The sequence below is a fragment of the Gracilibacillus halotolerans genome (genome assembly GCF_014206945.1).
Lineage (GTDB): Bacteria > Bacillota > Bacilli > Bacillales > Amphibacillaceae > Gracilibacillus > Gracilibacillus halotolerans.
In genome coordinates this window covers 681964-705624 of the sequence record NZ_JACHON010000001.1, presented here as the reverse complement: position 1 = coordinate 705624, position 23661 = coordinate 681964, and the positions used below count along the sequence as shown (strand labels likewise).

Below are 23661 nucleotides of genomic sequence, written 5' to 3'. Positions count from 1 at the left end.
ACTTTGGACATAACAAACTATAATTTATGTCCAAAGTTCTTTTTTCTTGTATTATTAAATTGTATCCTAGTTAAAGATGATACGAATCCTTAACTATGCTATAATTTCGTTATTGTATAGGAGTGTGACGAAATGGACGAGAAAGTGGCAATCCAAATAATTCAGAAGTTACGTCATGATTGGATGAATGATCTTCAACTTATCCTTGGTTATATTCAGTTGGGTAAACCAGAAAAGGCAGAGGAGAAAATAGCGTCTGTTATAGAGTTAGCTGGAAAAAATCGTGCATTGGACCGATTACAACTTCCTAAAACAACGATTCTTCTCCTTCTTTTGAATGCCGAAAATGCGCATTTTCAATGGGAGTGGGAAGTGCGTACGACAAATTCTTCGAATGAGAGCTTTCCTAATGATGATGAATTAAAACAGCAACTAGTATCAATCTATGAGCTTTTACAAGAGCACTTAGTTGAATACGAAGTATATCATGCAACACTCTCCATTCAAAAGAAGGAAGAGGAATGCGCGTTCCAATTAATTGTAAATGAAGCATTGGATAATACGGAAACACTCGTGGAAAAATTAAAGAAACTCTCTTTTGTAGAGAGTATTACATCGACAGAGAGCTTCCAAATAAAATGGAAGCAATTTAGGAAGGTGATTGAATGTTTGTAGATCAGGTCAAGGTATATGTAAAAGCAGGAGACGGCGGTAATGGTAGCGTCGCCTTTCATAGAGAGAAATACGTGGCGATGGGAGGTCCTGCCGGTGGTGATGGAGGAAACGGTGGTGATATCGTTTTTGAAGTGGACGAAGGCTTAAACACTTTAATGGATTTTCGTTACCAAAGGCATTTCAAGGCGCCACGTGGAGAACATGGAAAAGGAAAAGGTATGCATGGAAAAAATGCTGAACCTTTAATATTGGCTGTTCCACCTGGTACTACCGTAAAGGATTTAGCAACGGATGAAGTAATTGCTGATTTAACAGAGCATAAACAACGAGCTGTTATTGCAAAAGGCGGTAGAGGTGGCCGTGGTAATATACGATTTGCCTCACCAAGAAATCCTGCTCCAGAAATCGCAGAAAACGGTGAACCAGGTATTGAAAGAGATATTCAAATAGAATTGAAACTAATTGCGGATGTGGGCTTGGTTGGCTTTCCAAGTGTCGGTAAATCTACACTTCTGTCCGTAGTTAGTGCTGCCAGACCAAAGATAGCGGATTATCATTTTACAACTCTTCAACCTAATTTAGGTGTTGTTGATACTGCTGATCAGCGAAGCTTTGTATTAGCAGATTTACCAGGTTTGATAGAAGGTGCTCATGAAGGAGTAGGTTTAGGTCATCAATTTTTAAGGCACGTAGAGAGGACACGAGTTATCCTTCACGTTTTAGATATGGCTGGATCTGAAGGAAGAGATCCTTATGATGATTTTATTACAATTAATAAAGAACTAGAACAATATGACGAAACTCTATTAGAAAGGCCTCAGCTTATCGTCGCAAATAAAATGGATATCGAGGAAGCGGAGGAGAATTTAGAGTTATTTAAAGAACAGCTAGAAGAAGACTACGAAATCATACCTGTTTCAACGATTACACGAGAAGGACTGCGTGAACTGTTATTTAAAGTCGCAGATAAGTTAGACGAGATTCCGAAAAACTATAAACCAATTGAAGAAAAAGAAGAACGAGTTATTTACCGTTATGAGAAACAAGAAGAAGCCTTCCATATTACACGTGATCCTGATGGTGCGTTTGTATTATCTGGAGCTAAGATCGAGAAACTATTTAAGATGACCGATTTCACAAGAGACGAATCCGCACAACGATTTGCTCGTCAAATGCGCTCCATGGGTGTGGATGCTGCACTTAGAGAACGTGGTGCTGTTGATGGGGATACCGTTCGTTTACTTGATTATGAATTTGAATTTATGGAATAATAGATATAATGCGCATCCATAGGAAAAAAGGGGAAAAGAGGATGTCTAATAATAATGAAAAATTCTATTTAGTCCGTGAAGACTTCTTATTAGAAGGAATGAAAAAAACGTTAGAGGCAAAGGAACTTGTCGAAACGCGTAAAGCGGACTCGATTCACGAAGCTGCAAAGATGGTCGGTGTATCAAGAAGTGTTTTTTATAAATATAGAGATGCAGTTTTTCCGTTTCAGCATATGGTGAAAGAACAATTAATTACTCTTTTCTTCCATTTGGAGGATCGTACAGGTGCTTTGTCTCAGCTACTAGCGGTTGTCGCAGGATCAGGTTGTAATATTTTAACAATCCACCAGACGATACCAATCCAAGGCAAAGCGAATGTGACGTTATCTTTAAATACCTCAGGAATGAAAAAGGAAATTCATCAGCTCTTAAGCGAGTTAAAAGAAATCGAATTTGTGAATCAAGTAGAAATATTGAGCTCTGGGGTTTCATAATTATAGGGGGAACAAATCAAATGACAACAAGTATTGGTTATTTGGGACCAAAGGGAACCTTCACCAAAATAGCAGTAGATGCTATGTTTAATGGGGATATTAAAAAAGCATACAAGAACATTCCTGAATGTATCTACGCAGTAGTTAATAATGAAGTAGACTATGCAGTTTTGCCACTTGAAAATGCAATCGAGGGAACCGTTAATCTTACACTCGATTACTTAATCCAAGCAAAAGAAGCGCATATTGTCAGTGAAGTGATTGTTCCGATACAACAACATTTAATGGTCCATCCAAATAATAAAAATTCAATCGAGCAATTAGAGGAAATACATTCACACTCACACGCAATTGCACAATGCCATCATTTTTTAAATAATCATTTGCCAGATGTTCCAACACACGCTGTAACTTCTACTGGGGCCGCAGCTAAGTTTGTTCGCGACAATCCTGATTTGAAAATTGCTGCAATTGCGAATCATTTAGCAGCGAAAGAATATGGGTTAGAAATAATTAAAAAAGATATTCATGATTTTGACAATAATCATACGAGATTTGTTGTCTTACACAAGGATAGTAAAGAATTAACTTCGAACAAACTAGAGGAAAAGGGATATAAAACTACGGTAATCGTTACATTACCATCTGATCAACCTGGTGCACTGCATCAAGTTTTATCTGCTTTTGCTTGGAGAAATATCAACCTGTCAAAAATTGAATCACGTCCAATGAAAACTGGTTTAGGAAAATACTTTTTCCTAATTGATATTGAACAAAAAATGGACGATGTTTTAATACCAAACGCAATTAAAGAGATGGAATCATTAGGGTGTGCGGTTACGATTCTAGGTAGCTATCCTTATTATCAACATAGTGGGAATGGCGTCACTGTTTCTAACTAGAATCAACATAAAAAACATCAAAAAGATAATTTGCTTTTTGATGTTTTTTTAGTAATTAGAGATCTAGTAAATCGTTTATTCAAGTAGAAACCCTTTTTGTTGCAGGTTTTGGATTGCTTGTTCGATTTGCCATTTTTCTTTAGAGGTAATGGTGTGATTATGTATTCCACCTGTTAATTCGAGCAGAAGTGGCGCTTGCTCGGCTTCCATACGGTCGATAAAGCGATCTACTTCAGCTCTATTGCTAACCATTAGAGAGGCTTTTAACTCTCCATAAACTGGATGCTCAATCATTACATCTTTCACGGTACAACCATAATCCACAATGGTGTATAATTCTTCACGCGTGTCCACCCCATCATGCTTACAAGCAATGACCTGTGTTATTACCCCTTCATTCGCTTCTGTACTCATATATATATATCCATTACTTGTTGCCATAATCGGGTGGTTCTTTGCTTTTAATAAAGAAATATCTTGTACAATTACTTGTCTACTAACATTTGCTTTAGTTGCTAACTCACTTCCTGTTAATGGTCGGTCGCTGGACTTCAACCAATTTAAAACAATCTCTCTTCTTTCGTTTCCTTGCAACTTTTTAGACATGAAGAATGCCTCCTTTAAGCCCTAATTAAATTTTAAAAGAAATCAATCTTTTATTCAACATTTTAGGCGGATTGCATATGTTGATAGGGAAGAAGAAAAGGTCGGTACAAAAGACCATTTTTTACTTATGGAAAGGAGAATACAAGTGAAAATTCATGTTGTTCAAGACAATGAAACATTATGGACGATTTCACAAAAATATGGAGTGTCCTTAGATGCAATCATTGCAGCGAATACACAGATTGCAAATCCAGATATGATAATGCCAGGCATGAAAATTAGAATACCAGGCGATTCTTCGTCTAAACAACATCAACAACAGCAACAACAGTCTCTACCTAAAAAACAACAACAGGTCCAGCAACAACAGATACAACAACCACAACCATCTCAGAAGGATAAGAAACAGTGGCTACCTAATATTAAAGAAGATGACGATAAAAAATGGGAATCTCTAAAAAAAGAAATGCCATCCTTGCCATTAACATTCCATACGAAAGAACCGATAATTCCACCAAAGGAACCGAAATTCCCACCGAAAGAACAAAAATTACCACCTAAAGATAAAACTTATGAAATGGAGGCTTTATGGCAACAACAGGACACGTATCTAAAACCAGCTCCATCGATGAAGCAACCTAAAGAGCCTAAAACATTTAAAACAGATAATCTACCATCAACTCCGACACCACAAACACCATCCTACAATCTGCCAGCTACTCCTACACCATCTTATAGTCAATCAGTTACTGAAACACCTAAGCCTACATCCCAAACAAGTCCTACTAGCTACCAACCATCACAAGCACAACCACAACTAGCTATGCAACAACCACACGTTCATCAACCAATATATCAATCTGACGGGTGCGGACCGCAAGGAAATAATCAGGTAATGTGGCCGCAGCATCAACAAACACCTAATATGCATTATCCAGGATGTCCTCCAAATCCATATGATTATATGTCTCAAAACTTATCACCATATGGTCATGGAGGATGGAATCCAAATATGATGACAGGATTACAACAACCAACGCAAAGTTTTGGATCACCTTCAGCTAATCCAGGGCAGATGATGCCGATGCAAGGATATGGTTCAATGAATCCTATGGCATCTCCTTATAGTATGAACCAACCTTACTATCAGCAACCGTATAGTAGTGCACCAAACTTAAATGATTGTGGATGCGGAAGTAGAGACGAACAGTAATTCAATAACGCGCATGGAGACCAGTAGATTTTAATTTACTGGTTTCTTAATTTATCTATTAATATATGGACGATTGCTCGCAAAGTGGAATTTCTCCTAAGTTCATCTTGAATAAAAGTGTAACTATAGAATGTCAGAGTTTTTTAGAAAAGTAATTGAAATAGTATTGACGAAAAAGCTAAAATTTGGTTAGATAGAGATATACATTATTTACATTTTTTTCAAGCGGGAGAGATAGGGGTTATCAAACGCATAGAAATATAGAGCAGATGGAGAAATGCCTATGGAGGAGCTGTTCGACCAAAAATGTAGCAAAAAAGAAACGATGCACCATATTTTCGAATCGTATTATAGTTATGTTAATTATACAGCGTATACATTAGTACATGATATTCATACAGCTGAAGATATTACACAAGAAACATTTATAAAAGCCTTTCATCACCTAGAAACCATTCATGATAATAAAAAGCTCGGTCCTTGGTTAAAAACAATTGCAACACGGACTGCTATCGATTTCTTAAGAAAAAATCACTATAAAATGAAAGTGCTTACTGATGCAGTAGAAATAGAAAACATACAAGTTCATTCTAAATATGGGCATTCTCAAATAGAGGAACTCGTAGAAAACAAAGACGACACTCTCTTATTAGAAGAAAAAATAAATAGTTTAAAACGAGAGTATCGAGAGATTCTTCTTTTAAAATATCGTTATGATTTGAAAAACATTGAGATAGCCGACACATTAGGAATTTCTGCGGCCGCAGCAAAAACACGTTTGTATCGTGCAAGACATCAGTTGAGATTAAAATTAAATAAATGTTCAACGATGCCATTTAGTTATTAGAAAACAGAGTTACTCTTTGTTGTGCACATTTTTCATCCAAATAGAATTATGGTAAAGTATAAGAGTATAGTAGTTTTAGTTCGTAGAGAGGTGAAAAAGAATGGCAGGACATTCTAAATGGAAGAATATACAACGTCGTAAAAATGCGCAGGACGCAAAACGTGGTAAAATTTTCATGAAGCATGCGAAGGATATATATGTCGCGGCAAAACAAGGTGGCGGGGATCCAGAGATGAATCCAAGCTTACGATTAGCGGTCGAAAAAGCCAAGAGCGATAATATGCCTAATGATAATATTGAGCGCGCCATTAAAAAAGCAACGGGTTCTTTAGATGGCAAGCAATATGAAGAACTGACGTATGAAGGTTATGGACCTGGTGGAACAGCGGTAATGGTAGAAGTATTAACCGATAACAAAAATCGTACTGCTGCTGAAATTAGACATGCTTTTAGTAAAAATGGCGGTAATCTTGGAGAAAATGGATGTGTAGCATTTATGTTTCAGAGAAAAGGTTATTTAGTAATTGATAATAGTAATAATGAATTAGATGAAGATACGGTCATGTTAGAAGCAATTGATGCAGGAGCGGAAGAAATGGAAGCAAATGACGGAGTTTTTGAAATCTATACAACTCCAGAAGAGTTTTCAACTGTGAAAGAAGCGATGGAAAATAGCGGATTCACTTTCTCGAATGCTGAGATAACGATGCATCCTCAAACACTATCTACAGTTTCCGATGAAGATGGTCAAAAAATGATTGGTCTTGTTACGATGTTAGAGGATTTAGAAGATGTGCAAGAAGTCCATCATAACGTGGATGCAAGTGAGGACATCCTGGCTGAATTATAATTATAATGAACGAACTGGCAATGTTTTATTGCCAGTTTTTTTATGGATACTTATACTCTTAAGAATAGCCTGAAGCACTTCTTGTTACTTTTATCCTACATTTTAAATTAAGTAATAAGTACCTATGAAAAATTTTCCAATAACCATATAATGAGTACTTGAGCAGAAAAAATAGAGGTGAAGATGGTAGTGGCGATAATAGGTATTGATTTAGGAACGTCGAATAGTGTTGTTGCATATTGGGATGGAAAAGAAGCAAAAGTTATTAAAAATAACTTAGGAAAAACTTTAACCCCATCTGTCATAAGTATAGATGAGAATGGAGATCTTCATGTTGGTGAAATTGCGAGAGAACGTTTAATATCTCACCCAGAATACTCCGTAGCGCTTTTTAAAAGGGATATGGGTACGAAGAAAAGAATCACACTTGGTAGCCATACGTATTTACCTGAAGAACTTTCTTCCTTTGTAATAAGAAAACTGAAGGAAGATGCAGAGTGTTTTTTGAAACAGGAAGTTAATGAAGCAGTTATAAGTGTACCTGCTTATTTTAATGATCAACAAAGAAGAGCAACAAAGCGAGCTGCAGAACTGAGTGGATTGAAGGTGGAAAGGCTAATAAGTGAACCGACTGCTGCAGCTTTGTCTTATGGATTACATAATCAACATGAAGATAGTAATTTCTTAGTATTTGATTTAGGCGGAGGAACATTTGACGTCTCCATATTAGAAAAGTTTTCAGGTGTTATTCAGGTTAGAGCAATAGCAGGCGATAATTATTTAGGTGGAGAAGATTTTACGAATGCTATTTTTGAATATGCTTTAAGTAGCCAAGATTTGGATAGAAGTGATTTGACGAAGAGCGAGGAACAGATTCTATTAAAGCAGTCAGAAAAAGCTAAGCGTCTCATGAATAATTCAGTAGAAACGGATTTAGTTTTTACAGTAAATAATACAGAAAGAATAACTAAGCTAACTCGACAGAAATTTGAAATTATAATAGAAGAATTGGCTTTACGTTTACGTGCACCTATTCTACGTGCTATGAACGATGCACATCTGAGTAGTAATGAAATCGACGCAGTTGTTTTAGTTGGTGGTGCAACGAAAATGTCTATCATTAAAAAATTAGTAGGTAAAATTGTTGGCCAGATACCATTTTCTGTTGTTGACCCTGATCATACAGTAGCTATTGGAACAGCAATTCAAGCAGCCTTAAAAGAACGCGATGAAAATTTGAAAGAAATTATTTTAACGGACGTTTGTCCTTACACGTTAGGAACAGAAATCGTAAAGCAAGTGGAGAATGGTCACTACGAAGATGGTTACTACTATCCGATTATAGAACGTAATACCCCTATTCCTGTAAGTATCGTTCGTAGACTTCATACAGTAGTCGATAATCAAACATCTATTGTAATTAATGTTTATCAAGGTGAGCATCGATTAACAAAGGATAATCTCAAAATTGGAGAAATTAATGTAAAAGTTCCACCGGCACCAGCAGGGGAAGAGTGCATTGATGTAAGATATACATATGATATTAACGGTATTCTTGAAGTCGAAGTAACGACCGTTTCTACTGGGATAAAAAATCGAATTATTATAGATCAAAGCTCTGGAGATTTATCTTTAGAAGAAATAGAGAGTCGGTTACAAGAGCTTAGTTCTATCAAAATCCACCCACGTGATGAAGAAAATAATCAACTACTTATTTCAAGAGCTGAGCGATTATATGAAGAATCACTCGGTGACAAGAGAAAATACATAGAACAGTTACTTGATAGGTTTGAAAGAGTATTGGATACGCAGAGAACAGACATAATTAAGGACGTTTATCTACAGCTCGAAAGAGAACTTGATCTAATGGAAAGGGGCAATCCTTTTCTATGATTGACTGGAGCTTATTAGAGATTGAACCTACATCCAATACGAATCAAATAAAAAAAGCATATGCAAAATTATTAAGTAAGCATCATCCTGAAGATGACCCAGAAGGCTATCAAAAGTTAAGGGAAGTATATGAAAAAGCAATAAAATATGCAAAAGGAGCTGAAAAAAATCCACAGCATGCCTTAAAAGAGGAGAGCGCATATCCTTATTCTGTTCCAGAGCAGACGAACTCAATTGAACAACCAATAGTAGAGGTTCAGAAGGAGAAACACTGGGATGAATTGTTACACGAGGTACTTAATTGTATCGAAAAAAGAATGAATGTAAATGATTGGAAGTCGTTATTAACGAATGATTTTATTTGGAATGTAGATATACTCTCAAGATTTAATCAATTGGTTAAAAATTATATACTTGAACGACCTTATCTTCCATACGAAATTTGGGAGATATTAGATGAACTGTTGGATTGGAAGAACGATGAGAAATTATCCTATGAAAAGAACATTGAAGAAATCTCCCAATTTGATTATTATCAAACTTTAAAAGTAAAAGATATTAATCACGAGCTGTTTTTTGCCACACGCCATGAAGCAAGAAACCACTATATTCAAAATGATATACGTGAGGCCTATAAGAAAACTACTGAAGCAATGTCTATCTATAACAAGGACGTTGATTTGTTGAAATTACGGGCAACTATCTGTCAACACTTACTAAAGTGGGAAGAGGCTCGAGATATTTATGAATTGATTGAAACAATCGATCCAGCTAACATAACGCACCAACCTGAAAAAATAAAAGTGCTTTATCGATTAGAGAAATGGGATGAAGTAATTAAGTTAGCGAAGGAAGATACAAGTAAGAAAAATGTCAAAGGTGTTCGTATTTTAATTGCTAAAGCATACATTAAAAGCGGTCTAAAGAAGGAAGCTAAAGGTATTTTAGACCAAATGTTAGCGGAGGATCGTAATGATATTGAAGCTCTCTTACTTTTAGAGCAACTAAAAGAAAAAAGGAAAAACCCTTTCAATTTTAAGACGATATTTGTTATTTTTCTTCGAAATCTCCTATCCATACAATTAATTGCGTTGGTAGTAGCTATCTTTGTCCTACAAATAAATATAAATAATCAAGTGGAACGTTATACAGGTTATGGATTTGTTGAATGGATTAAAGGTGGATTCCAGTCGAAAGAAGTAATTATAGCAGAATCAATCGATGAATTGTTGGAGTCGAAGGATGGTAATGGTTTAGTATTGGTTCCTTTTGAAAATGTAGAACATACTGGATTGTATCGAGTTGAAACAATAATAGATGGTAAGAAAGAGATAAGATTTATAAAGGAATGGCAAAAAGAAAATATGGTCTCTGATGGTATAGATGAGCAAATATATGTCGGACTCATAGATGGTTACTACATTCCTTTCTCACACCCTTATGAGTACCCAGAGAATCTAAAATCTTTTGAGCTATTAGCTGAATGGCAACCCTATCCTGATCTCGGGCTGTACCATTTACAAACAACGTTCGGGTTAGAAAGCAATCCTGGTTTCTCCGGTTTTGAACAAATCTTTAGTGATAGTGAAGAGGAACAAATGGAGTCTATTTTACAGGAAGAGGTAGAGTCAAATGAATATGATTATTTTCCAGAGGATAAGTATTTAGTTGCAAGTAACAGTCATCATCCTGAGCTTCTAAATCAATCATTGCCTTTGGTAGTATATATCTTTCTTATTGTAAATAGCTTGCTTATTATTCTAGTTCTAAAAAATCTTTTTCAAAAGCTACGGATTCTTTTAGGACGATAAATAGATTGGAAAGAAGGTGATTCGTAATGAAGAATCTGTTCGCAACTGCAATACTATCATTTAACTACGAAGGCGATATGTTTACTTTTGCAAGCCATAAGAAAAAACACTTAAGTAAAAGACTTTGTAAGGAAATTGTCGAAGGCTCAAATATAAGAGATAAGGAAACATTTCTTTCAATTTCAAACTGGTTTCTGGAAGAAGGTCCTAGATATTCATATAATAAAGAGTTAAATAAATTCAAAATTATGAGTCCAAATGCATTGGAAAGTTTTCTTATTAAACATGAACAAAGTGAAAAATATGAGTTTTATAAACATGTGATACAAAATATACACCGTATCCCACCTGGAAGCATTCTAGCGTTTGATATGGCTAACCTATTTTTGTTTATATACGCTAGTAGGAGATTAAATATCATCGGACAAAAAGAAGAAGAAATAGTTACGAATCAGGCAATAGAGTTATTGCAGTTACACTATTCTGACTGGACTGAGTTTATCTATGGAGTAAGTCTTGCTAAGAGAAACATAAGTTTAGATTTAAATAACAGTTATGTCTGGGATAATAAACTTTATTTAAGACATTGGGTGTACTCTAAAATTAGTCCGTTTAATAAAATTAAATGGTAGGAATATATAATAGCTGAATTTTAAGTGAACAAATTTAATTTAATGAATAAAAAGCTCCCCTATTGCCAATAATAGGTATAAAACTTCATTCCAACGACCTATTTAAGGTGAAGTGAAAAGGGGGAAATATAACCATGAACAAAATATGGTTGATAGCTAATTCGATCCTACTTATCGGTGTAGTTGTCTACGCAATCTTCCTTCCAACTCCTGAGACGCAAAGTCCGTCAGGGGAGGTTGCTACTGTATCGCAAAATTATTTATCCATGGATGTCATTTTAGAAACATATTATTTAGATGGAAAATCGGAGACTGAATATGTTGAAGAGACTATAACCTCTATGGAAGATTTTTGGTCTCAATATGAGGAATGGCAGGTAGTTGAGCAAAGAGAAGGTTTAATTCGCTTTAAACAAGAAAAAGATGATATTTCACCATACTTAAAAACTTACGGATATTTTGGCTTACAAGATGGTATGTTGACCATTTTTGAGGGGATTCCTATGGAAAATGCAGCAATTGAATCATTTTATCAAATTGATACAGGAGAGTTAGAAACTCATTTATATGAGAGGTTAAATCAGGGTATTAAAATCGAATCAAAGGAAAACTATTTAAATGTTATAGAAACGTTTAAAAATTATGAGAAGGCAGAAGCTGTAAGCAGTTGATACATATCAACTGCTTATTATTGTTAGAAGAGATGCTCAAACTATTAGCAGACGAATCATCGTTAATTTACAATTATCGAATAAGGAATAATACTTGAAAGATACGGCTATTGATAAGTATTTTAGAATAAGATATGATAAATACGAACGTATGATTGAGTGTAGGAGAATGAGATAGAGGAGAAATGTAATGTTTGCCTATATTAGGGGAAAGATAGAAGATATTACCGAGAATGCTGTTATTATAGAGGCTAATGGGGTTGGATACGAATTAATTTGTCCAAATCCGTTTCAATTTCACGGTGTCACTGATACAGTGAAAATTTTTACATACCATCATGTACGAGAAGATGCTCAATTACTATATGGTTTTAAAACTGTTGAAGAAAAAGAATTATTTACTAAAATACTCGGGGTCTCTGGCGTAGGTCCAAAAGGTGCCTTGGCTGTTCTAGCTAGTACCACAGTTGAAGACTTTGCTATCGCTATTGAACATGAGGACGAAAAATTCTTAACTACATTTCCAGGAGTAGGAAAGAAAACAGCGCGTCAAATGATTTTAGATTTGAAGGGGAAATTGACTTTTGATATTCGAACAGACGTAACAGACAAAAATCCTTCTACTATTAGTAATTCTAAGGCTTTAGAGGAAGCATTGGAGGCTTTAAAGGCCTTAGGCTATTCAGACTCTGAAATAAGACAAATCAAACCGGAATTAAAAAAGTTAGAAGTATTGGAAACAGATGGTTACATACGAAAAGGTTTGGCTTTATTAATGAAGTAGAGTTCTTCTGGAGAGGAGCATATTTATGGAAGAACGAATTATTTCTGCAGGACAAATGGAAAATGAAGAAATTGAGGAATTAAGTTTACGTCCTCATAAATTATCCCAATATATAGGGCAAGATAAAGTAAAAGAAAATTTATCAATATTTATCCAAGCAGCAAAAATGAGAAATGAATCATTAGATCATGTGTTACTGTATGGCCCACCTGGTCTTGGTAAAACAACTATGGCCCAAATTATAGCGAATGAAATGGGAGTACAATTTAAGCAAACATCTGGACCTGCAATTGAAAGGACAGGTGATTTGGCTGCAATATTATCCTCCCTCGAAGCAGGAGATGTATTGTTTATCGATGAAATACATCGTCTTCCAAAAGCTGTAGAAGAGATTCTATATCCAGCGATGGAGGATTTCTGTTTAGATATTGTGATTGGCCAGGGTCCTAGTGCACGTTCTGTCCAATTAGATTTGCCTCCATTTACATTGGTTGGCGCTACAACAAGAGCTGGTTTGTTAACAGCTCCTTTACGAGATAGGTTCGGTGTATTGAGTAGATTAGAGTTTTATGAAGTAAAAGATTTAACAGCTATTGTCGAGCGAACAGCGGATATATTCGATGTAGAGATTGACGGACTAGCTGCAAATGAAGTAGCAAGACGTTCTAGAGGTACACCGAGAATAGCCAATCGTTTATTAAAGCGTGTCAGAGATATTTCTCAAGTAAGAGGTGAGTCAGAAATTTCTCTTGAAACGACAAGAAAGGCATTAGAAATGCTCCAAGTAGACGATTCTGGTTTAGACCATATTGACCATAAGTTGTTATTAGCTATGATTGATAGTTTTAAAGGAGGTCCTGTCGGTTTAGATACATTAGCAGCTACTGTTGGGGAAGAGTCACAAACGATTGAAGATGTTTACGAGCCATACCTTCTACAACAAGGATTTATTCAGCGTACTCCTCGAGGAAGGACTGTTACTCCAAAAACATACGAGCATTTCAATCGGGAGGTGCCGCAAACTTGACGGATTTTGGCAAAATATTTATCGTAATAGGAGTAGTCTTTATTATCATTGGATTAGTATGGGGAGTAATAGGGAAATTACCTGGTGATATTAGCTTCAAAAAAGGTAACGTGTCCTTCCATTTTCCCATAGTGACTTCTATTATTATAAGTATTATATTAACCGTTATTTTTGCTATTATTGGACGCTTTAAGTAGAAGGAGTAAACTTCATGAACATTAACGAATTTGATTTTGATTTGCCTGAAGAATTAATTGCACAAACACCTTTAGCAGATAGGATAAGCTCACGTTTAATGGTATTAGATTATCAAAGAAAAGAACTGAGCCATCATTATTTCAGAGATATTACGGATTATCTAAAACCTGGAGATTGTTTAGTACTTAATGATACGAAGGTTTTGCCTGCGCGACTTTATGGAATTAAAGAAGACACAGGAGCAAAGGTTGAGGTATTGCTTCTCACGCAGCAAGAGGACGATGAATGGGAAGTGCTTGTAAAACCAGCAAAAAAAGTGAAGATAGGAACGATACTTCAGTTCGGAGATGGAAAATTACGAGCCGAATGCCTGGCAATTAGTGAGCACGGCGGAAGAAAACTACGCTTTACATATGATGGTATTTTTTATGAAATTATTGACGAGTTAGGTGAAATGCCATTACCACCATATATTAAGGAACAATTGCATGAGCGTGACAGATATCAGACGGTTTATGCGAGAGAAGAGGGGTCTGCAGCGGCTCCAACAGCAGGACTTCACTTTACAAAGGACTTGTTGAAGAAATTGGAAACAAAAGGTGTAGAAATCGCATTTATTACCCTTCATGTTGGGTTAGGAACCTTCCGACCAGTTAATGTTGATAATATTAAAGAGCATGAAATGCATGCAGAATTTTATCAAATGACAAAAGAAACGGCCGATCAGTTAAACCGTGTAAAAGAAAGAGGAAATCGAATAATATCTGTTGGTACGACATCTACCCGGACACTAGAAACCATTGCTCGTGATCACAATGGAAAATTTGTAGAAAAAAATGGTTGGACCGATATATTCATTTATCCCCCATATACTTTCCAAGCAGTAAATGGCTTAATCACAAACTTTCATTTGCCAAAGTCTACACTTATTATGTTAGTAAGCGCATTGGCTGGCAAAGAATTTGTATTACATGCATATAACGAAGCTGTAAAGGAACGTTACCGCTTTTTTAGCTTTGGGGACGCGATGTTAATTATTTAATAGAGAAAGGAAAACAATGATGAAACCAATCGTTTATGAACACATCAAGACATGTAAGCAGACAGGTGCTCGTTTAGGTAAAGTCCATACGCCGCATGGTTCCTTTGATACACCGGCTTTTATGCCTGTTGGCACATTAGCAACAGTAAAAACAATGAGTCCGGAAGAATTAAAGGAAATAGGTGCGAATATTATCCTTTCCAATACGTATCACTTGTGGTTAAGACCGGGCGAAGATATAGTAAAAGAAGCAGGTGGCTTACATTCTTTTATGAATTGGGATGGTGCCATTCTGACAGACTCTGGCGGTTTTCAAGTATTTAGTTTAAGTGATTTTCGTGAAATTAAAGAAGAGGGTGTCCATTTTAGAAGCCATTTGAATGGCGAAAAGCTCTTCTTGTCACCAGAAAAAGCAATGCAAATTCAAAATGACTTAGGTTCAGACATTATGATGGCGTTAGACGAATGTCCACCATATCCTGCTGAATACGGCTATATGAAAAAATCAGTCGAGAGAACGAGCCGTTGGGCAGAACGTTGTATTGAAGCACATCAACGACCAAATGAACAAGGACTCTTTGGGATTGTTCAAGGTGGAGAATACGAAGACTTACGTAAACAAAGTGCTGCTGACCTGACATCAATGGACTTTGCAGGTTACGCTATAGGCGGATTGTCAGTAGGTGAGCCTAAAGATGTAATGAATCGAGTTTTAGATTTCACGACACCTCTTTTACCTACAGATAAACCTAGGTACTTAATGGGAGTAGGTTCACCTGACTCGTTAATTGACGGGGCAATTCGCGGTATTGATATGTTTGACTGTGTGTTACCAACTAGAATTGCTCGTAACGGGACATGCATGACATCACTAGGTAGACTAGTAGTAAGAAATGCGAAATTTGCTCGTGATTTTTCACCAATTGATCCTAATTGTGATTGTCACGTTTGTAAAAATTACACTCGTGCATATATTCGACATCTAGTAAAAGCAAATGAAACATTTGGCTTTAGGCTTACTACTTATCATAATCTATATTTTTTGGTAAAATTAATGGAGCAAGTTCGGGAAGCAATTAAACAAGACCGGCTTGGTGATTTTAGAGAAAAGTTTTTTGAACAGTACGGCTTTAATAAACCGAATGCAAAAAACTTCTAAAAAGGAGGGGAAGAATGTGGAAGCTATTTTAGCGACTTTTGGTCCTTTGTTATTGATGGTTCTAATTTTTTATTTTCTATTGATTAGACCACAGCAAAAAAAGCAAAAGCAAGTACGTGAAATGCAAAGCAGTTTACAAAAAGGCGATAAAATTGTAACGATAGGTGGATTTCATGGTACCGTGCATGCTATTGATGAGGATGTCATTGTATTATTAGCTACGGATGGTGCAAAAGTTACATACGACAGATCAGCAATTGCAAGAGTAGTACAATCATAATAAAAACGAAGGACAAGCTCCCATTCTTACATGTTAGGAGCTTGTTTTTTTATGTTCTTGAAAGAGGTCAGGACAGATGTATTTTATCATAGTAGAGACCGAACGAAATGTTAGAAATCGTTCGGTGCCGGTGTCTACGCTTTTGACTACGTAATTAATGTTGGTAGTTTTGATTTCGAAGGAGCTCAAATATGAACCAGTTAAGAAGAAGTTCCGTCGGGATCACCACCGGATAAGTTGACTCCAAAAATAGCACCTAACATAGCGAGTAATAAATAGGCTCCGTGATTGACGAAGTCTGCAAGCTGAAAGCCAGTGTTTAATCCTAAATATCGGTAGCAAAAAACAAATAATGTGAAGCATAACCCCGTTGATAACCCTATAATTAACCCTCTCTTTTTGGCTTTCATGCCAGCTACAAACCCTCCAACAAATAAAGCAAGAAAACTTAATAAAAGTGTTACTAAATTGAGTGTGGATTCTCCTAATGAGGTAAAACGCAGTAATAAAGACAGTATAAGACTCGCTAATAGAATGACAGCCAAAATACTAACCCAACCATACAACATACTTATGAAGCCCTTCATCATTTTATCCCCTCCATCTACTCTTAGTAATGATATATGCATGTCCGTGGTCAATTAGAAGAACGAAATAAAGTAAGAATGATTCTTTTAGGACAAGAATATAAATGGTAGTAGCTTAAGTGAGAGGAGACCTTACATGACAACCATATTGGCCATCTCGGTATTTATTATAAGTTACTATTTTATTATGACGGAAAAGATAAATCGAGCGACCGTCGCGTTAGCAGGAGGAATGCTGTTACTATTAACACAAGTGTATACGTGGGAAACAGTTATTACGAAATACATTGATTGGCATACAATTGCACTTTTGTTTGCGATGATGGTCCTAGTTGGTATTACTAAAAATACCGGTGTGTTTAGTTTTATTGCGATACGTTTAGCGAAAGTCGTAAAAGGAGACCCGAAGAAACTATTAATTGGTGTGGGATTACTAACGGCTATTGGTTCCGCATTGTTAGATAACGTGACAACAGTTTTGCTATTTGTACCGATTATTATTACGTTGACGACTATGTTAAAGCAGCCTACATTTCCTTATTTAATTACGATCATTATAACTTCTAACATTGGCGGTACGGCCACATTAATTGGTGATCCACCTAATATTATGATTGGACAAGCTGTTCCGCATATTACTTTTGCTTCTTTTTTACAGCATACAGCACCTATATCTATTGTCATCCTCGTTATTACTCTAACATTACTCTACTATTTATTCCGAAAACAATTAAAGCCAATAGAAATCGATGATATAAAAAAATTAAAACTAATGAATGAGAGAGAGCATTTAAAAAAGTCACCTTTATTATATCAGTCTGTTAGTATCCTTATATTAACCATCATCGGCTTTATTCTTCACCCGATTATACATATGGATATTACTATGATTGCTCTTAGTGGTGCGATATTATTACTGCTATGTAGTGATAAAGAGTTACTAACAGAAAAGGTGTTTGAACAAGTTGAATGGATTACGTTATTTTTCTTTATTGGTTTATTCATGCTAGTAGGAGGATTACAAGAAGTAGGTGTTATTGATGAAATAGCGCGGTCAATTATGTGGGTAACTGGGGGAGATATGTCTAATACGGCTCTTTTACTACTATGGACTTCAGGCGTCTTATCTGGGGTTGTAGACAACATCCCTTTTGTTGCTGCGATGATACCGGTAATTCAAGAATTCGAATCCTACGGTATGGCAAATTTAGATCCACTATGGTGGTCACTAGCCTTAGGCGCGTGTCTAGGTGGCAATGGTTCATTAATAGGTGCTACTGCTAATGTTGTAGTTGCTGGACTTGCCGAAGCACAAAATAAAAAGATTGAATTTGTTAAGTATTTAAAGTATGGAATTCCGATTGTATTGTTATCTCTAGTTATTGCTACCATCTATATCTATTTTCGATACTTGGTACCATTTGAACAATCATTATAAGCGTATAAATTTATAGAGGACGGATAAACTAGCAATACTATAGAAATTTAGGAGCAGTGACAGTATTGGCTGGTGAAGACATTCTTACGATCATTGTACGAACGATTTTTTATTATACGGTGATTGTAATCATATTCCGGATGATGGGGAAACGAGAAATCGGAGAATTAAGTTTATTAGATATTGTAGTTTATATTATGATTGCAGAACTTGCGGTAGTTACAATTGAAGATTTAGAAATCGAATATTGGTTTACCCTAATACCTATGGCTATTTTGTTAATTATTCAAAGACTGACTGCCTTTATTTCTTTAAAAAGTCCTTTATTTCGAACCTATTTTGAAGGAAAGCCCTCCATTATTATCACGAATGGAAAAATAGATGAGCATGAGATGAAAAAAAATCGGTATAACTTCACAGATTTATTACAGCAATTGAGAGAAAATGGAACTGAAAGTATTAATGATGTCGAGTTTGCTATTTTAGAGCCATCTGGAAAGCTTTCTGTTATAGAAAAAAAAGATGATGATAAATCAGTATATCCAATGTCGGGATTAGTGTTACCATTAATTGTAGACGGAAAAATCCAACAAGATGCATTGAAAAACATTCAGAGAGACGAGAAATGGTTAAGAAAGATTCTGAAGGAAAAAGGTTTTCCAGATTTTAATGAAATCTCGTTCTGTTCGATTGACCGAAATAACGAGTGGTACATCGATAAGAAAAATGAAAAAAAATAAAAGCAACAGAAAATACCACTTTCTCGTACTATGGGAAAGTGGTATTTTGATTAGAAAATGATTGTTAAGCTGTAGGTTCATCTTTCCTGAATTGTTTTAATTCACTCTTGTTTATAAACTGTAAAGAAAATAAGAAAATAATATAGACGAAAAATAGGATTAGAATATGTCCGACAAAGAGTAGGGGTTCAGCTATTGGTAAGACGACGAGCTCTTTTATAAGGAAACCTGCCCAAAACGTACAACCTAACAATACAACCATTTTTACAATCATGCTAAAAGGAATGGTGAAATTTATTTTTCTACGTAAGGAAAGTAAATGTAAGATCGTTCCTATCATTACTCCAACGCACATTGCAATAGCGGCTCCATAAATGCCGATGTCGGGGTTAGTAGCTAACACAATCAGAACAACAAATTTAATCGTTGTCGCAATGATACTATTCCACATTGCCTGCTTTGCATGATCTAAAGCTTGTAACGTTGCATTCAGTGGAAATTGAATATACATAAAAATAAAACACGGTGCCATAATATAGAGAAAATATTTGGCGTTGTCTGTCCCATACATATAGGTTAATATTTGATCTGCAAAAAGTGTTAATAGAACGGTTGCAATCGCTCCGGACGCGAAGGATAACCGAACAGCTTGAAGTATCCGATAATGGATTAGTTGAAAATGTTGTTTCGCTTCTGCCTCACTAATATTAGGTACAAGCGCAACAGCTAAGGAATGGGTGATAAACGTTGGTAGAAAGAGTAAAGGGATCGCATAGCCAGTTAAGGCGCCATATTGTTTGGTTGCTATAGTTGAATGAAAACCAGCTAGAGCTAGACTTTGAGCAACTAGAATGGGCTCTAAAAAATTTGCGATGGAATTTACAAACCTACTAGCTGTATTTGGAATCGCTATTGAAAAAAGTTGATTCATTGTTTCTTTACCATTGCGTAGCACGTTCCAAAGATTTTTGCGAATTTTAATGCGTTTCTTTTTCTTAAACATTCGAAGCATGTATAAGAGGGAGACTACCTCGCCGATTATTACGGAAATCATAGCGCCAACAGCGGCAAATTCTACTCCATAAGGGATTAGCCATTGTACAAGAAAGAAAACACAGCTAATTCGGACAAATTGCTCAATTACTTGGGCGAAGCTTTGTGGCTTCATATTTTGCCTACCTTGAAAATAACCTCGAATTACTGACCCAACTGCACTAATGGGGATAATTGGTATGATAGCCATCATTGGATAAAACACACGAGCATCCGTTAAGAGAACGTTAGAGATATAAGGAATACTGATGAACATAATGATGGACGAGATAATACTCAAACTACACGTGATGGTTAGAGAGACTACTAAAATACGTCTAATCTTTTGATAATCCTTTTTAGCATCGGCTTCTGCAACACGTTTCGATATGGCTAACGGTAAACCAACTTGGGAAATGGTGTACATTAAAAAAAGAGTTGGCAGTGCCATATTATACAACCCGATACCTTCTTCCCCCATTACTCTAGCAACAACAATTCGGTTGATGAAGCCAAGAAATCGAGTAATCATTCCGGCAATAATTAATATAATAGTGCCTTTTAAAAAATTTTGTTTGGACACTCTCTTCTACCTGCCTTCTCAAATTAAAAGTTTTCATATACAATGAATTATATGCATGGTCAGAGGACAAGCATGACTAAATTTTAGAGTTAATCAAATTTTGAGAGAAATATGCAACTGGGATATGAACGAATAAAATGTAATGGAGGATTTGAATTGAGTATAAAAAAGCCTGTTTCTGAATGGAAAAAGAGTGTTACAGAGATTTTAGATAGTAAAGTTTCAGAATTTCATTTATTAGAATATTCAAAGGCCACTCCAGAAAATGTATGGGTTTGTCTTACTGAGAAGGTTTGGAGAGGAAATCCAGAGAAAGCACTTCATGAAGTGGTTCAAGATATTTTTCATCTAAGCCCTAATGTCTATATGACATACTTAACTCAGCAATCCTTTATGGACAATAATCTCAAGGAAACGCTTGACGCGATTCTTGGTGCAGTCACAGAAGAATAATATTTCTAAAGTTTGAACTATATTCTGTTACTTGTATAGAAGAGACTGAATATAGTAGAATAGTTTTATTGTCAATATATAACATTCGTACATAATGATGAAAAATTTTTGTTCAACCGAGTAGGGGGCTTTATACATGTTAAAACGAGCAAGAATCGTTGCCTTTTTTTTAATCGTGTTAGTATTGGGGGCAACAATAGGAACGACATATTCGCCGATAGCAAAAAATATAAATCTTGGCCTTGATTTACAAGGTGGTTTTGAAGTTTTATATACGGTCGAACCTTTAGATGAAACGCAAGAAGTAACGACAGATATGTTAGAAGCAACAGTTAGAATACTTAGTGAACGTGTCGATGTTTTAGGTGTAAATGAACCTAACTTTTCGATAGAGGAACCGGATAGAATACGAGTTCAATTAGCTGGTATCTCAAACCAGGATGAAGCTCGAGAACTTCTTGCAACATCAGCAAGTCTATCTTTCCGTGATGTTAATGATAAAGAGTATTTAAATGGATCTCATATAAATGACGGAAGCGCAAGGCAGGATTTTGATCCAACTACAAATGAACCGATTGTTACGGTTCAATTCAAAAATGCCAATTTATTTGGAGATGTGACACGGGAAATATTCAATGATCCATCATTAGATAACCGTGTTGTTATTTGGATGGATTATGAAGAAGGGGATAGCTATGCAGAAGAAGCAGTAAAAGCGGATCCTAAATTCGTCTCAGCTCCTGGTTTCAGCCAGATTCTACAAACTTCTGATATTATGATTACTGGTAATTTTACTGTGGACGAAGCGAAAAGACTTGCCGATATTTTAAATGCAGGTTCATTGCCAGTCGACTTACAGGAAGAATATTCTACCTCTGTTGGCGCACAATTTGGTCAGCAGGCACTTGATAAAACTGTTTTTGCTAGTATTATTGGTGTGCTACTCGTGTTTGCCTTTATGATTATTTATTACCGTTTCCCTGGTGTTATCGCAACAATTACATTATCTATTTATATTTATTTAGTGTTGTTAGTGTTTAACTTAATGAATGGTGTTCTAACGTTACCAGGTATCGCCGCGCTTGTTCTTGGTGTCGGTATGGCGGTTGATGCGAATATCTTAACAGCAGAGCGTATGAAAGAGGAACTTAAAGAAGGAAAATCTGTTAAAAATGCTTTCAAAGCTGGGAACAAGACATCTTTCGCTACGATTATGGACGCGAATATTACAACATTAATAGCTGCAACGGTACTATTTATATTTGGTACAAGCTCTGTTAAAGGATTTGCAACAATGTTAATCGTTAGTATCCTATTAAGCTTTATTACTGCAGTCTATGGTTCAAGATTACTGCTAGGCTTATGGATACAGAGTAATTGGTTAAACAAACGCTTTGGATGGTTTGGTGTAAAGAAAGAAGATATTATACCTCTTGAAAGTAAGGAAGAAGTTGTACCGACAGTGTTTGGACGTCAATTTAATATTGTTGGACATCGAAAAAAATTCTTTACAATTTCTATTGCTCTAGTTGTCCTGGGAGTTATATCTCTTTCCTTGTTCCGTTTAAACTTAGGAATCGATTTTGAAAGTGGTTCTCGTGTGGAGATACTTGCAGATGAATCATTAGACGTTGAAGTCTTAAGTGAAGAGTTTGAGGAGTTTGGATTAGAGCCAGCTAATCAAATAGTTCTCTCCGGGGATAATGATAACATTGGTGTAGCACGTTTCTCGGACGATTTATCTAAGGAACAGGTAGCAGAAGTACGTAGCTATTTTTCTGAAAAGTATGGACACGAACCGACTGTAAACACTGTCTCACCAGTTGTTGGGAAAGAGTTGGCTAAAAACGCTTTGCTAGCGGTTTTATACGCATCGATAGGAATTATAATCTATGTCTCATTCCGTTTTGAATTTCAGATGGGTGTGGCTGCTATTGTTTCCTTATTGCATGATGCATTCTTTATTCTCGTATTTTTCAGTATTACGAGGTTAGAATTTGATATTACGATTATTGCAGCAATTTTAGCGGTAGTAGGTTATTCCATAAATGATACGATTGTAACATTTGACCGAATTCGCGAAAATATAAGGAAACGGAAGCGAATTAAGACTTTTGATGAGTTGGCTACCATCGTAAATCATAGTCTAACGCAAACATTGACACGAAGTATCAACACAGTTATGACGGTTCTCCTAGTTGTACTCATGCTAGCGATATTTGGAGCTGTTTCTATTACTAACTTCTCCTTTGCTTTAATAGTAGGGTTGTTAGCAGGTACGTATTCATCTTTATTTATCGGTGCACAACTATGGTTAGTATGGCGTGGAAAAACAATCAAAGAGAAACCGATCGTATATCAAGAGAAAAAAATTAACGATGGTCCACAAGTATAATAGATAAGCGTATGACCCCTTTAAGTTAACTGAGAAGTTAATTTAGGGGGTTCTATTTTTTCAAGTTTATATATTTTT

At 35.9% G+C, this 23661-nt stretch carries 24 protein-coding genes; 21 read left to right on the top strand and 3 right to left on the bottom strand.

Going from position 1 to position 23661, the window contains the following annotated elements; genetic code table 11:
- The first annotated feature begins 132 nt into the window (after positions 1-132).
- Genes GGQ92_RS03555 through pheA form a run of 4 tightly spaced genes read left to right on the top strand, consistent with a single transcriptional unit; the run spans position 133 to position 3342 of the window.
- On the top strand, positions 133-675 hold the full coding sequence (locus GGQ92_RS03555) for a Spo0B domain-containing protein (protein ID WP_184244591.1): 543 nt from the start codon (positions 133-135) through the stop codon (positions 673-675).
- Positions 666-1946, top strand: coding sequence for a GTPase ObgE (obgE, locus tag GGQ92_RS03550; protein ID WP_184244590.1), 1281 nt, complete (start codon positions 666-668; stop codon positions 1944-1946). The genes GGQ92_RS03555 and obgE overlap by 10 nt, the downstream gene beginning before the upstream one ends.
- 41 nt (positions 1947-1987) lie before the next feature.
- Complete coding sequence (locus tag GGQ92_RS03545; protein WP_184244589.1) at positions 1988-2440, top strand: ACT domain-containing protein; 453 nt, start codon at positions 1988-1990, stop codon at positions 2438-2440.
- A gap of 20 nt (positions 2441-2460) precedes the next feature.
- Positions 2461-3342, top strand: coding sequence for a prephenate dehydratase (gene pheA / locus GGQ92_RS03540; protein WP_184244588.1), 882 nt, complete (start codon positions 2461-2463; stop codon positions 3340-3342).
- 75 nt (positions 3343-3417) lie between these two features.
- Here the strand turns inward: pheA and GGQ92_RS03535 are convergent, their stop codons facing one another.
- On the bottom strand, positions 3418-3948 hold the full coding sequence (locus tag GGQ92_RS03535; protein WP_184244587.1) for a transcription repressor NadR: 531 nt from the start codon (positions 3946-3948) through the stop codon (positions 3418-3420).
- A 145-nt stretch (positions 3949-4093) separates the two neighbouring features.
- On the opposite strand from GGQ92_RS03535, the gene safA reads away from it, so the two are divergent.
- From safA to yajC, 13 genes are all read left to right on the top strand, one after another.
- Positions 4094-5161: a SafA/ExsA family spore coat assembly protein gene (gene safA, locus GGQ92_RS03530; RefSeq protein ID WP_184244586.1), complete on the top strand. Its 1068-nt coding sequence runs from the start codon at positions 4094-4096 to the stop codon at positions 5159-5161.
- 283 nt (positions 5162-5444) lie between these two features.
- Positions 5445-6008: an RNA polymerase sigma factor gene (locus GGQ92_RS03525; RefSeq protein ID WP_184244585.1), complete on the top strand. Its 564-nt coding sequence runs from the start codon at positions 5445-5447 to the stop codon at positions 6006-6008.
- A 100-nt stretch (positions 6009-6108) separates the two neighbouring features.
- The gene (locus tag GGQ92_RS03520) at positions 6109-6858 is read left to right on the top strand and encodes a YebC/PmpR family DNA-binding transcriptional regulator (RefSeq protein ID WP_184244584.1); all 750 of its coding nucleotides are present in this window, start codon (positions 6109-6111) and stop codon (positions 6856-6858) included.
- A gap of 189 nt (positions 6859-7047) precedes the next feature.
- Positions 7048-8751 (top strand): Hsp70 family protein, encoded by a 1704-nt coding sequence (locus tag GGQ92_RS03515; RefSeq protein WP_184244583.1) that lies wholly within the window; start codon positions 7048-7050, stop codon positions 8749-8751.
- Positions 8748-10562 (top strand): J domain-containing protein, encoded by a 1815-nt coding sequence (locus GGQ92_RS03510; RefSeq protein WP_184244582.1) that lies wholly within the window; start codon positions 8748-8750, stop codon positions 10560-10562. The genes GGQ92_RS03515 and GGQ92_RS03510 overlap by 4 nt, the downstream gene beginning before the upstream one ends.
- 26 nt (positions 10563-10588) lie before the next feature.
- Entirely contained in the window at positions 10589-11194 is a 606-nt protein-coding gene (locus GGQ92_RS03505) for a DUF1266 domain-containing protein (RefSeq protein WP_184244581.1), read from the top strand.
- 134 nt (positions 11195-11328) lie between these two features.
- Positions 11329-11865: a BofC C-terminal domain-containing protein gene (locus GGQ92_RS03500; protein ID WP_184244579.1), complete on the top strand. Its 537-nt coding sequence runs from the start codon at positions 11329-11331 to the stop codon at positions 11863-11865.
- 190 nt (positions 11866-12055) lie between these two features.
- On the top strand, positions 12056-12649 hold the full coding sequence (gene ruvA / locus GGQ92_RS03495) for a Holliday junction branch migration protein RuvA (protein ID WP_184244577.1): 594 nt from the start codon (positions 12056-12058) through the stop codon (positions 12647-12649).
- Positions 12650-12674: 25 nt separating this feature from the next.
- On the top strand, positions 12675-13676 hold the full coding sequence (ruvB, locus tag GGQ92_RS03490; protein WP_184244575.1) for a Holliday junction branch migration DNA helicase RuvB: 1002 nt from the start codon (positions 12675-12677) through the stop codon (positions 13674-13676).
- Positions 13673-13873, top strand: a complete 201-nt coding sequence (locus tag GGQ92_RS03485; protein ID WP_184244573.1) for a DUF2905 family protein — start codon at positions 13673-13675, stop codon at positions 13871-13873. Before ruvB ends, GGQ92_RS03485 begins: the two co-directional genes overlap by 4 nt.
- Before the next feature lie 14 nt (positions 13874-13887).
- Positions 13888-14916, top strand: a complete 1029-nt coding sequence (gene queA, locus GGQ92_RS03480; RefSeq protein ID WP_184244570.1) for a tRNA preQ1(34) S-adenosylmethionine ribosyltransferase-isomerase QueA — start codon at positions 13888-13890, stop codon at positions 14914-14916.
- A gap of 19 nt (positions 14917-14935) precedes the next feature.
- Entirely contained in the window at positions 14936-16075 is a 1140-nt protein-coding gene (tgt, locus tag GGQ92_RS03475; protein WP_184244568.1) for a tRNA guanosine(34) transglycosylase Tgt, read from the top strand.
- A gap of 16 nt (positions 16076-16091) precedes the next feature.
- A complete protein-coding gene (gene yajC, locus GGQ92_RS03470; RefSeq protein ID WP_343068747.1) occupies positions 16092-16355 on the top strand; it encodes a preprotein translocase subunit YajC in 264 nt (87 codons plus the stop codon).
- Between the two features lie 200 nt (positions 16356-16555).
- Here yajC and GGQ92_RS03465 read toward each other — a convergent pair whose 3' ends face one another.
- Entirely contained in the window at positions 16556-16945 is a 390-nt protein-coding gene (locus GGQ92_RS03465) for a TIGR04086 family membrane protein (protein ID WP_246383908.1), read from the bottom strand.
- A gap of 133 nt (positions 16946-17078) precedes the next feature.
- Between GGQ92_RS03465 and GGQ92_RS03460 the strand changes: the two genes are divergently transcribed.
- Together GGQ92_RS03460 and GGQ92_RS03455 are read left to right on the top strand one after the other, a co-directional pair.
- Positions 17079-18380, top strand: a complete 1302-nt coding sequence (locus GGQ92_RS03460; protein ID WP_184244566.1) for an ArsB/NhaD family transporter — start codon at positions 17079-17081, stop codon at positions 18378-18380.
- Positions 18381-18445: 65 nt separating this feature from the next.
- Positions 18446-19120 carry a DUF421 domain-containing protein gene (locus GGQ92_RS03455; RefSeq protein WP_246384007.1) on the top strand — a complete coding sequence of 225 codons (675 nt, stop codon included), beginning with the start codon at positions 18446-18448 and terminating at the stop codon, positions 19118-19120.
- Positions 19121-19184: 64 nt separating this feature from the next.
- On the opposite strand, the gene spoVB is transcribed toward GGQ92_RS03455, so the two are convergent.
- Positions 19185-20735 (bottom strand): stage V sporulation protein B, encoded by a 1551-nt coding sequence (gene spoVB, locus GGQ92_RS03450; protein WP_184244564.1) that lies wholly within the window; start codon positions 20733-20735, stop codon positions 19185-19187.
- Positions 20736-20891: 156 nt separating this feature from the next.
- Here spoVB and GGQ92_RS03445 point away from each other — a divergent pair, with 156 nt between their 5' ends.
- Entirely contained in the window at positions 20892-21188 is a 297-nt protein-coding gene (locus GGQ92_RS03445) for a post-transcriptional regulator (protein WP_184244562.1), read from the top strand.
- A gap of 136 nt (positions 21189-21324) precedes the next feature.
- The gene (secDF, locus tag GGQ92_RS03440; protein WP_184244560.1) at positions 21325-23583 is read left to right on the top strand and encodes a protein translocase subunit SecDF; all 2259 of its coding nucleotides are present in this window, start codon (positions 21325-21327) and stop codon (positions 23581-23583) included.
- Positions 23584-23661 lie beyond the last annotated feature (78 nt).

What these genes read in the sequence shown, in the direction of transcription:
- GGQ92_RS03510 (WP_184244582.1), top strand. Translation starts at nt 8,748, where the DNA reads ATGATTGACTGGAGCTTATTAGAGATTGAACCTACATCCAATACGAAT.
- GGQ92_RS03525 (WP_184244585.1), top strand. Translation starts at nt 5,445, where the DNA reads ATGGAGGAGCTGTTCGACCAAAAATGTAGCAAAAAAGAAACGATGCAC.
- GGQ92_RS03555 (WP_184244591.1), top strand. Translation starts at nt 133, where the DNA reads ATGGACGAGAAAGTGGCAATCCAAATAATTCAGAAGTTACGTCATGAT.
- tgt (WP_184244568.1), top strand. Translation starts at nt 14,936, where the DNA reads ATGAAACCAATCGTTTATGAACACATCAAGACATGTAAGCAGACAGGT.
- queA (WP_184244570.1), top strand. Translation starts at nt 13,888, where the DNA reads ATGAACATTAACGAATTTGATTTTGATTTGCCTGAAGAATTAATTGCA.
- GGQ92_RS03500 (WP_184244579.1), top strand. Translation starts at nt 11,329, where the DNA reads ATGAACAAAATATGGTTGATAGCTAATTCGATCCTACTTATCGGTGTA.
- GGQ92_RS03520 (WP_184244584.1), top strand. Translation starts at nt 6,109, where the DNA reads ATGGCAGGACATTCTAAATGGAAGAATATACAACGTCGTAAAAATGCG.
- pheA (WP_184244588.1), top strand. Translation starts at nt 2,461, where the DNA reads ATGACAACAAGTATTGGTTATTTGGGACCAAAGGGAACCTTCACCAAA.
- GGQ92_RS03535 (WP_184244587.1), bottom strand. Translation starts at nt 3,948, where the DNA reads ATGTCTAAAAAGTTGCAAGGAAACGAAAGAAGAGAGATTGTTTTAAAT.
- ruvA (WP_184244577.1), top strand. Translation starts at nt 12,056, where the DNA reads ATGTTTGCCTATATTAGGGGAAAGATAGAAGATATTACCGAGAATGCT.
- GGQ92_RS03505 (WP_184244581.1), top strand. Translation starts at nt 10,589, where the DNA reads ATGAAGAATCTGTTCGCAACTGCAATACTATCATTTAACTACGAAGGC.
- obgE (WP_184244590.1), top strand. Translation starts at nt 666, where the DNA reads ATGTTTGTAGATCAGGTCAAGGTATATGTAAAAGCAGGAGACGGCGGT.
- secDF (WP_184244560.1), top strand. Translation starts at nt 21,325, where the DNA reads ATGTTAAAACGAGCAAGAATCGTTGCCTTTTTTTTAATCGTGTTAGTA.
- ruvB (WP_184244575.1), top strand. Translation starts at nt 12,675, where the DNA reads ATGGAAGAACGAATTATTTCTGCAGGACAAATGGAAAATGAAGAAATT.
- GGQ92_RS03545 (WP_184244589.1), top strand. Translation starts at nt 1,988, where the DNA reads ATGTCTAATAATAATGAAAAATTCTATTTAGTCCGTGAAGACTTCTTA.
- GGQ92_RS03465 (WP_246383908.1), bottom strand. Translation starts at nt 16,945, where the DNA reads ATGATGAAGGGCTTCATAAGTATGTTGTATGGTTGGGTTAGTATTTTG.
- GGQ92_RS03460 (WP_184244566.1), top strand. Translation starts at nt 17,079, where the DNA reads ATGACAACCATATTGGCCATCTCGGTATTTATTATAAGTTACTATTTT.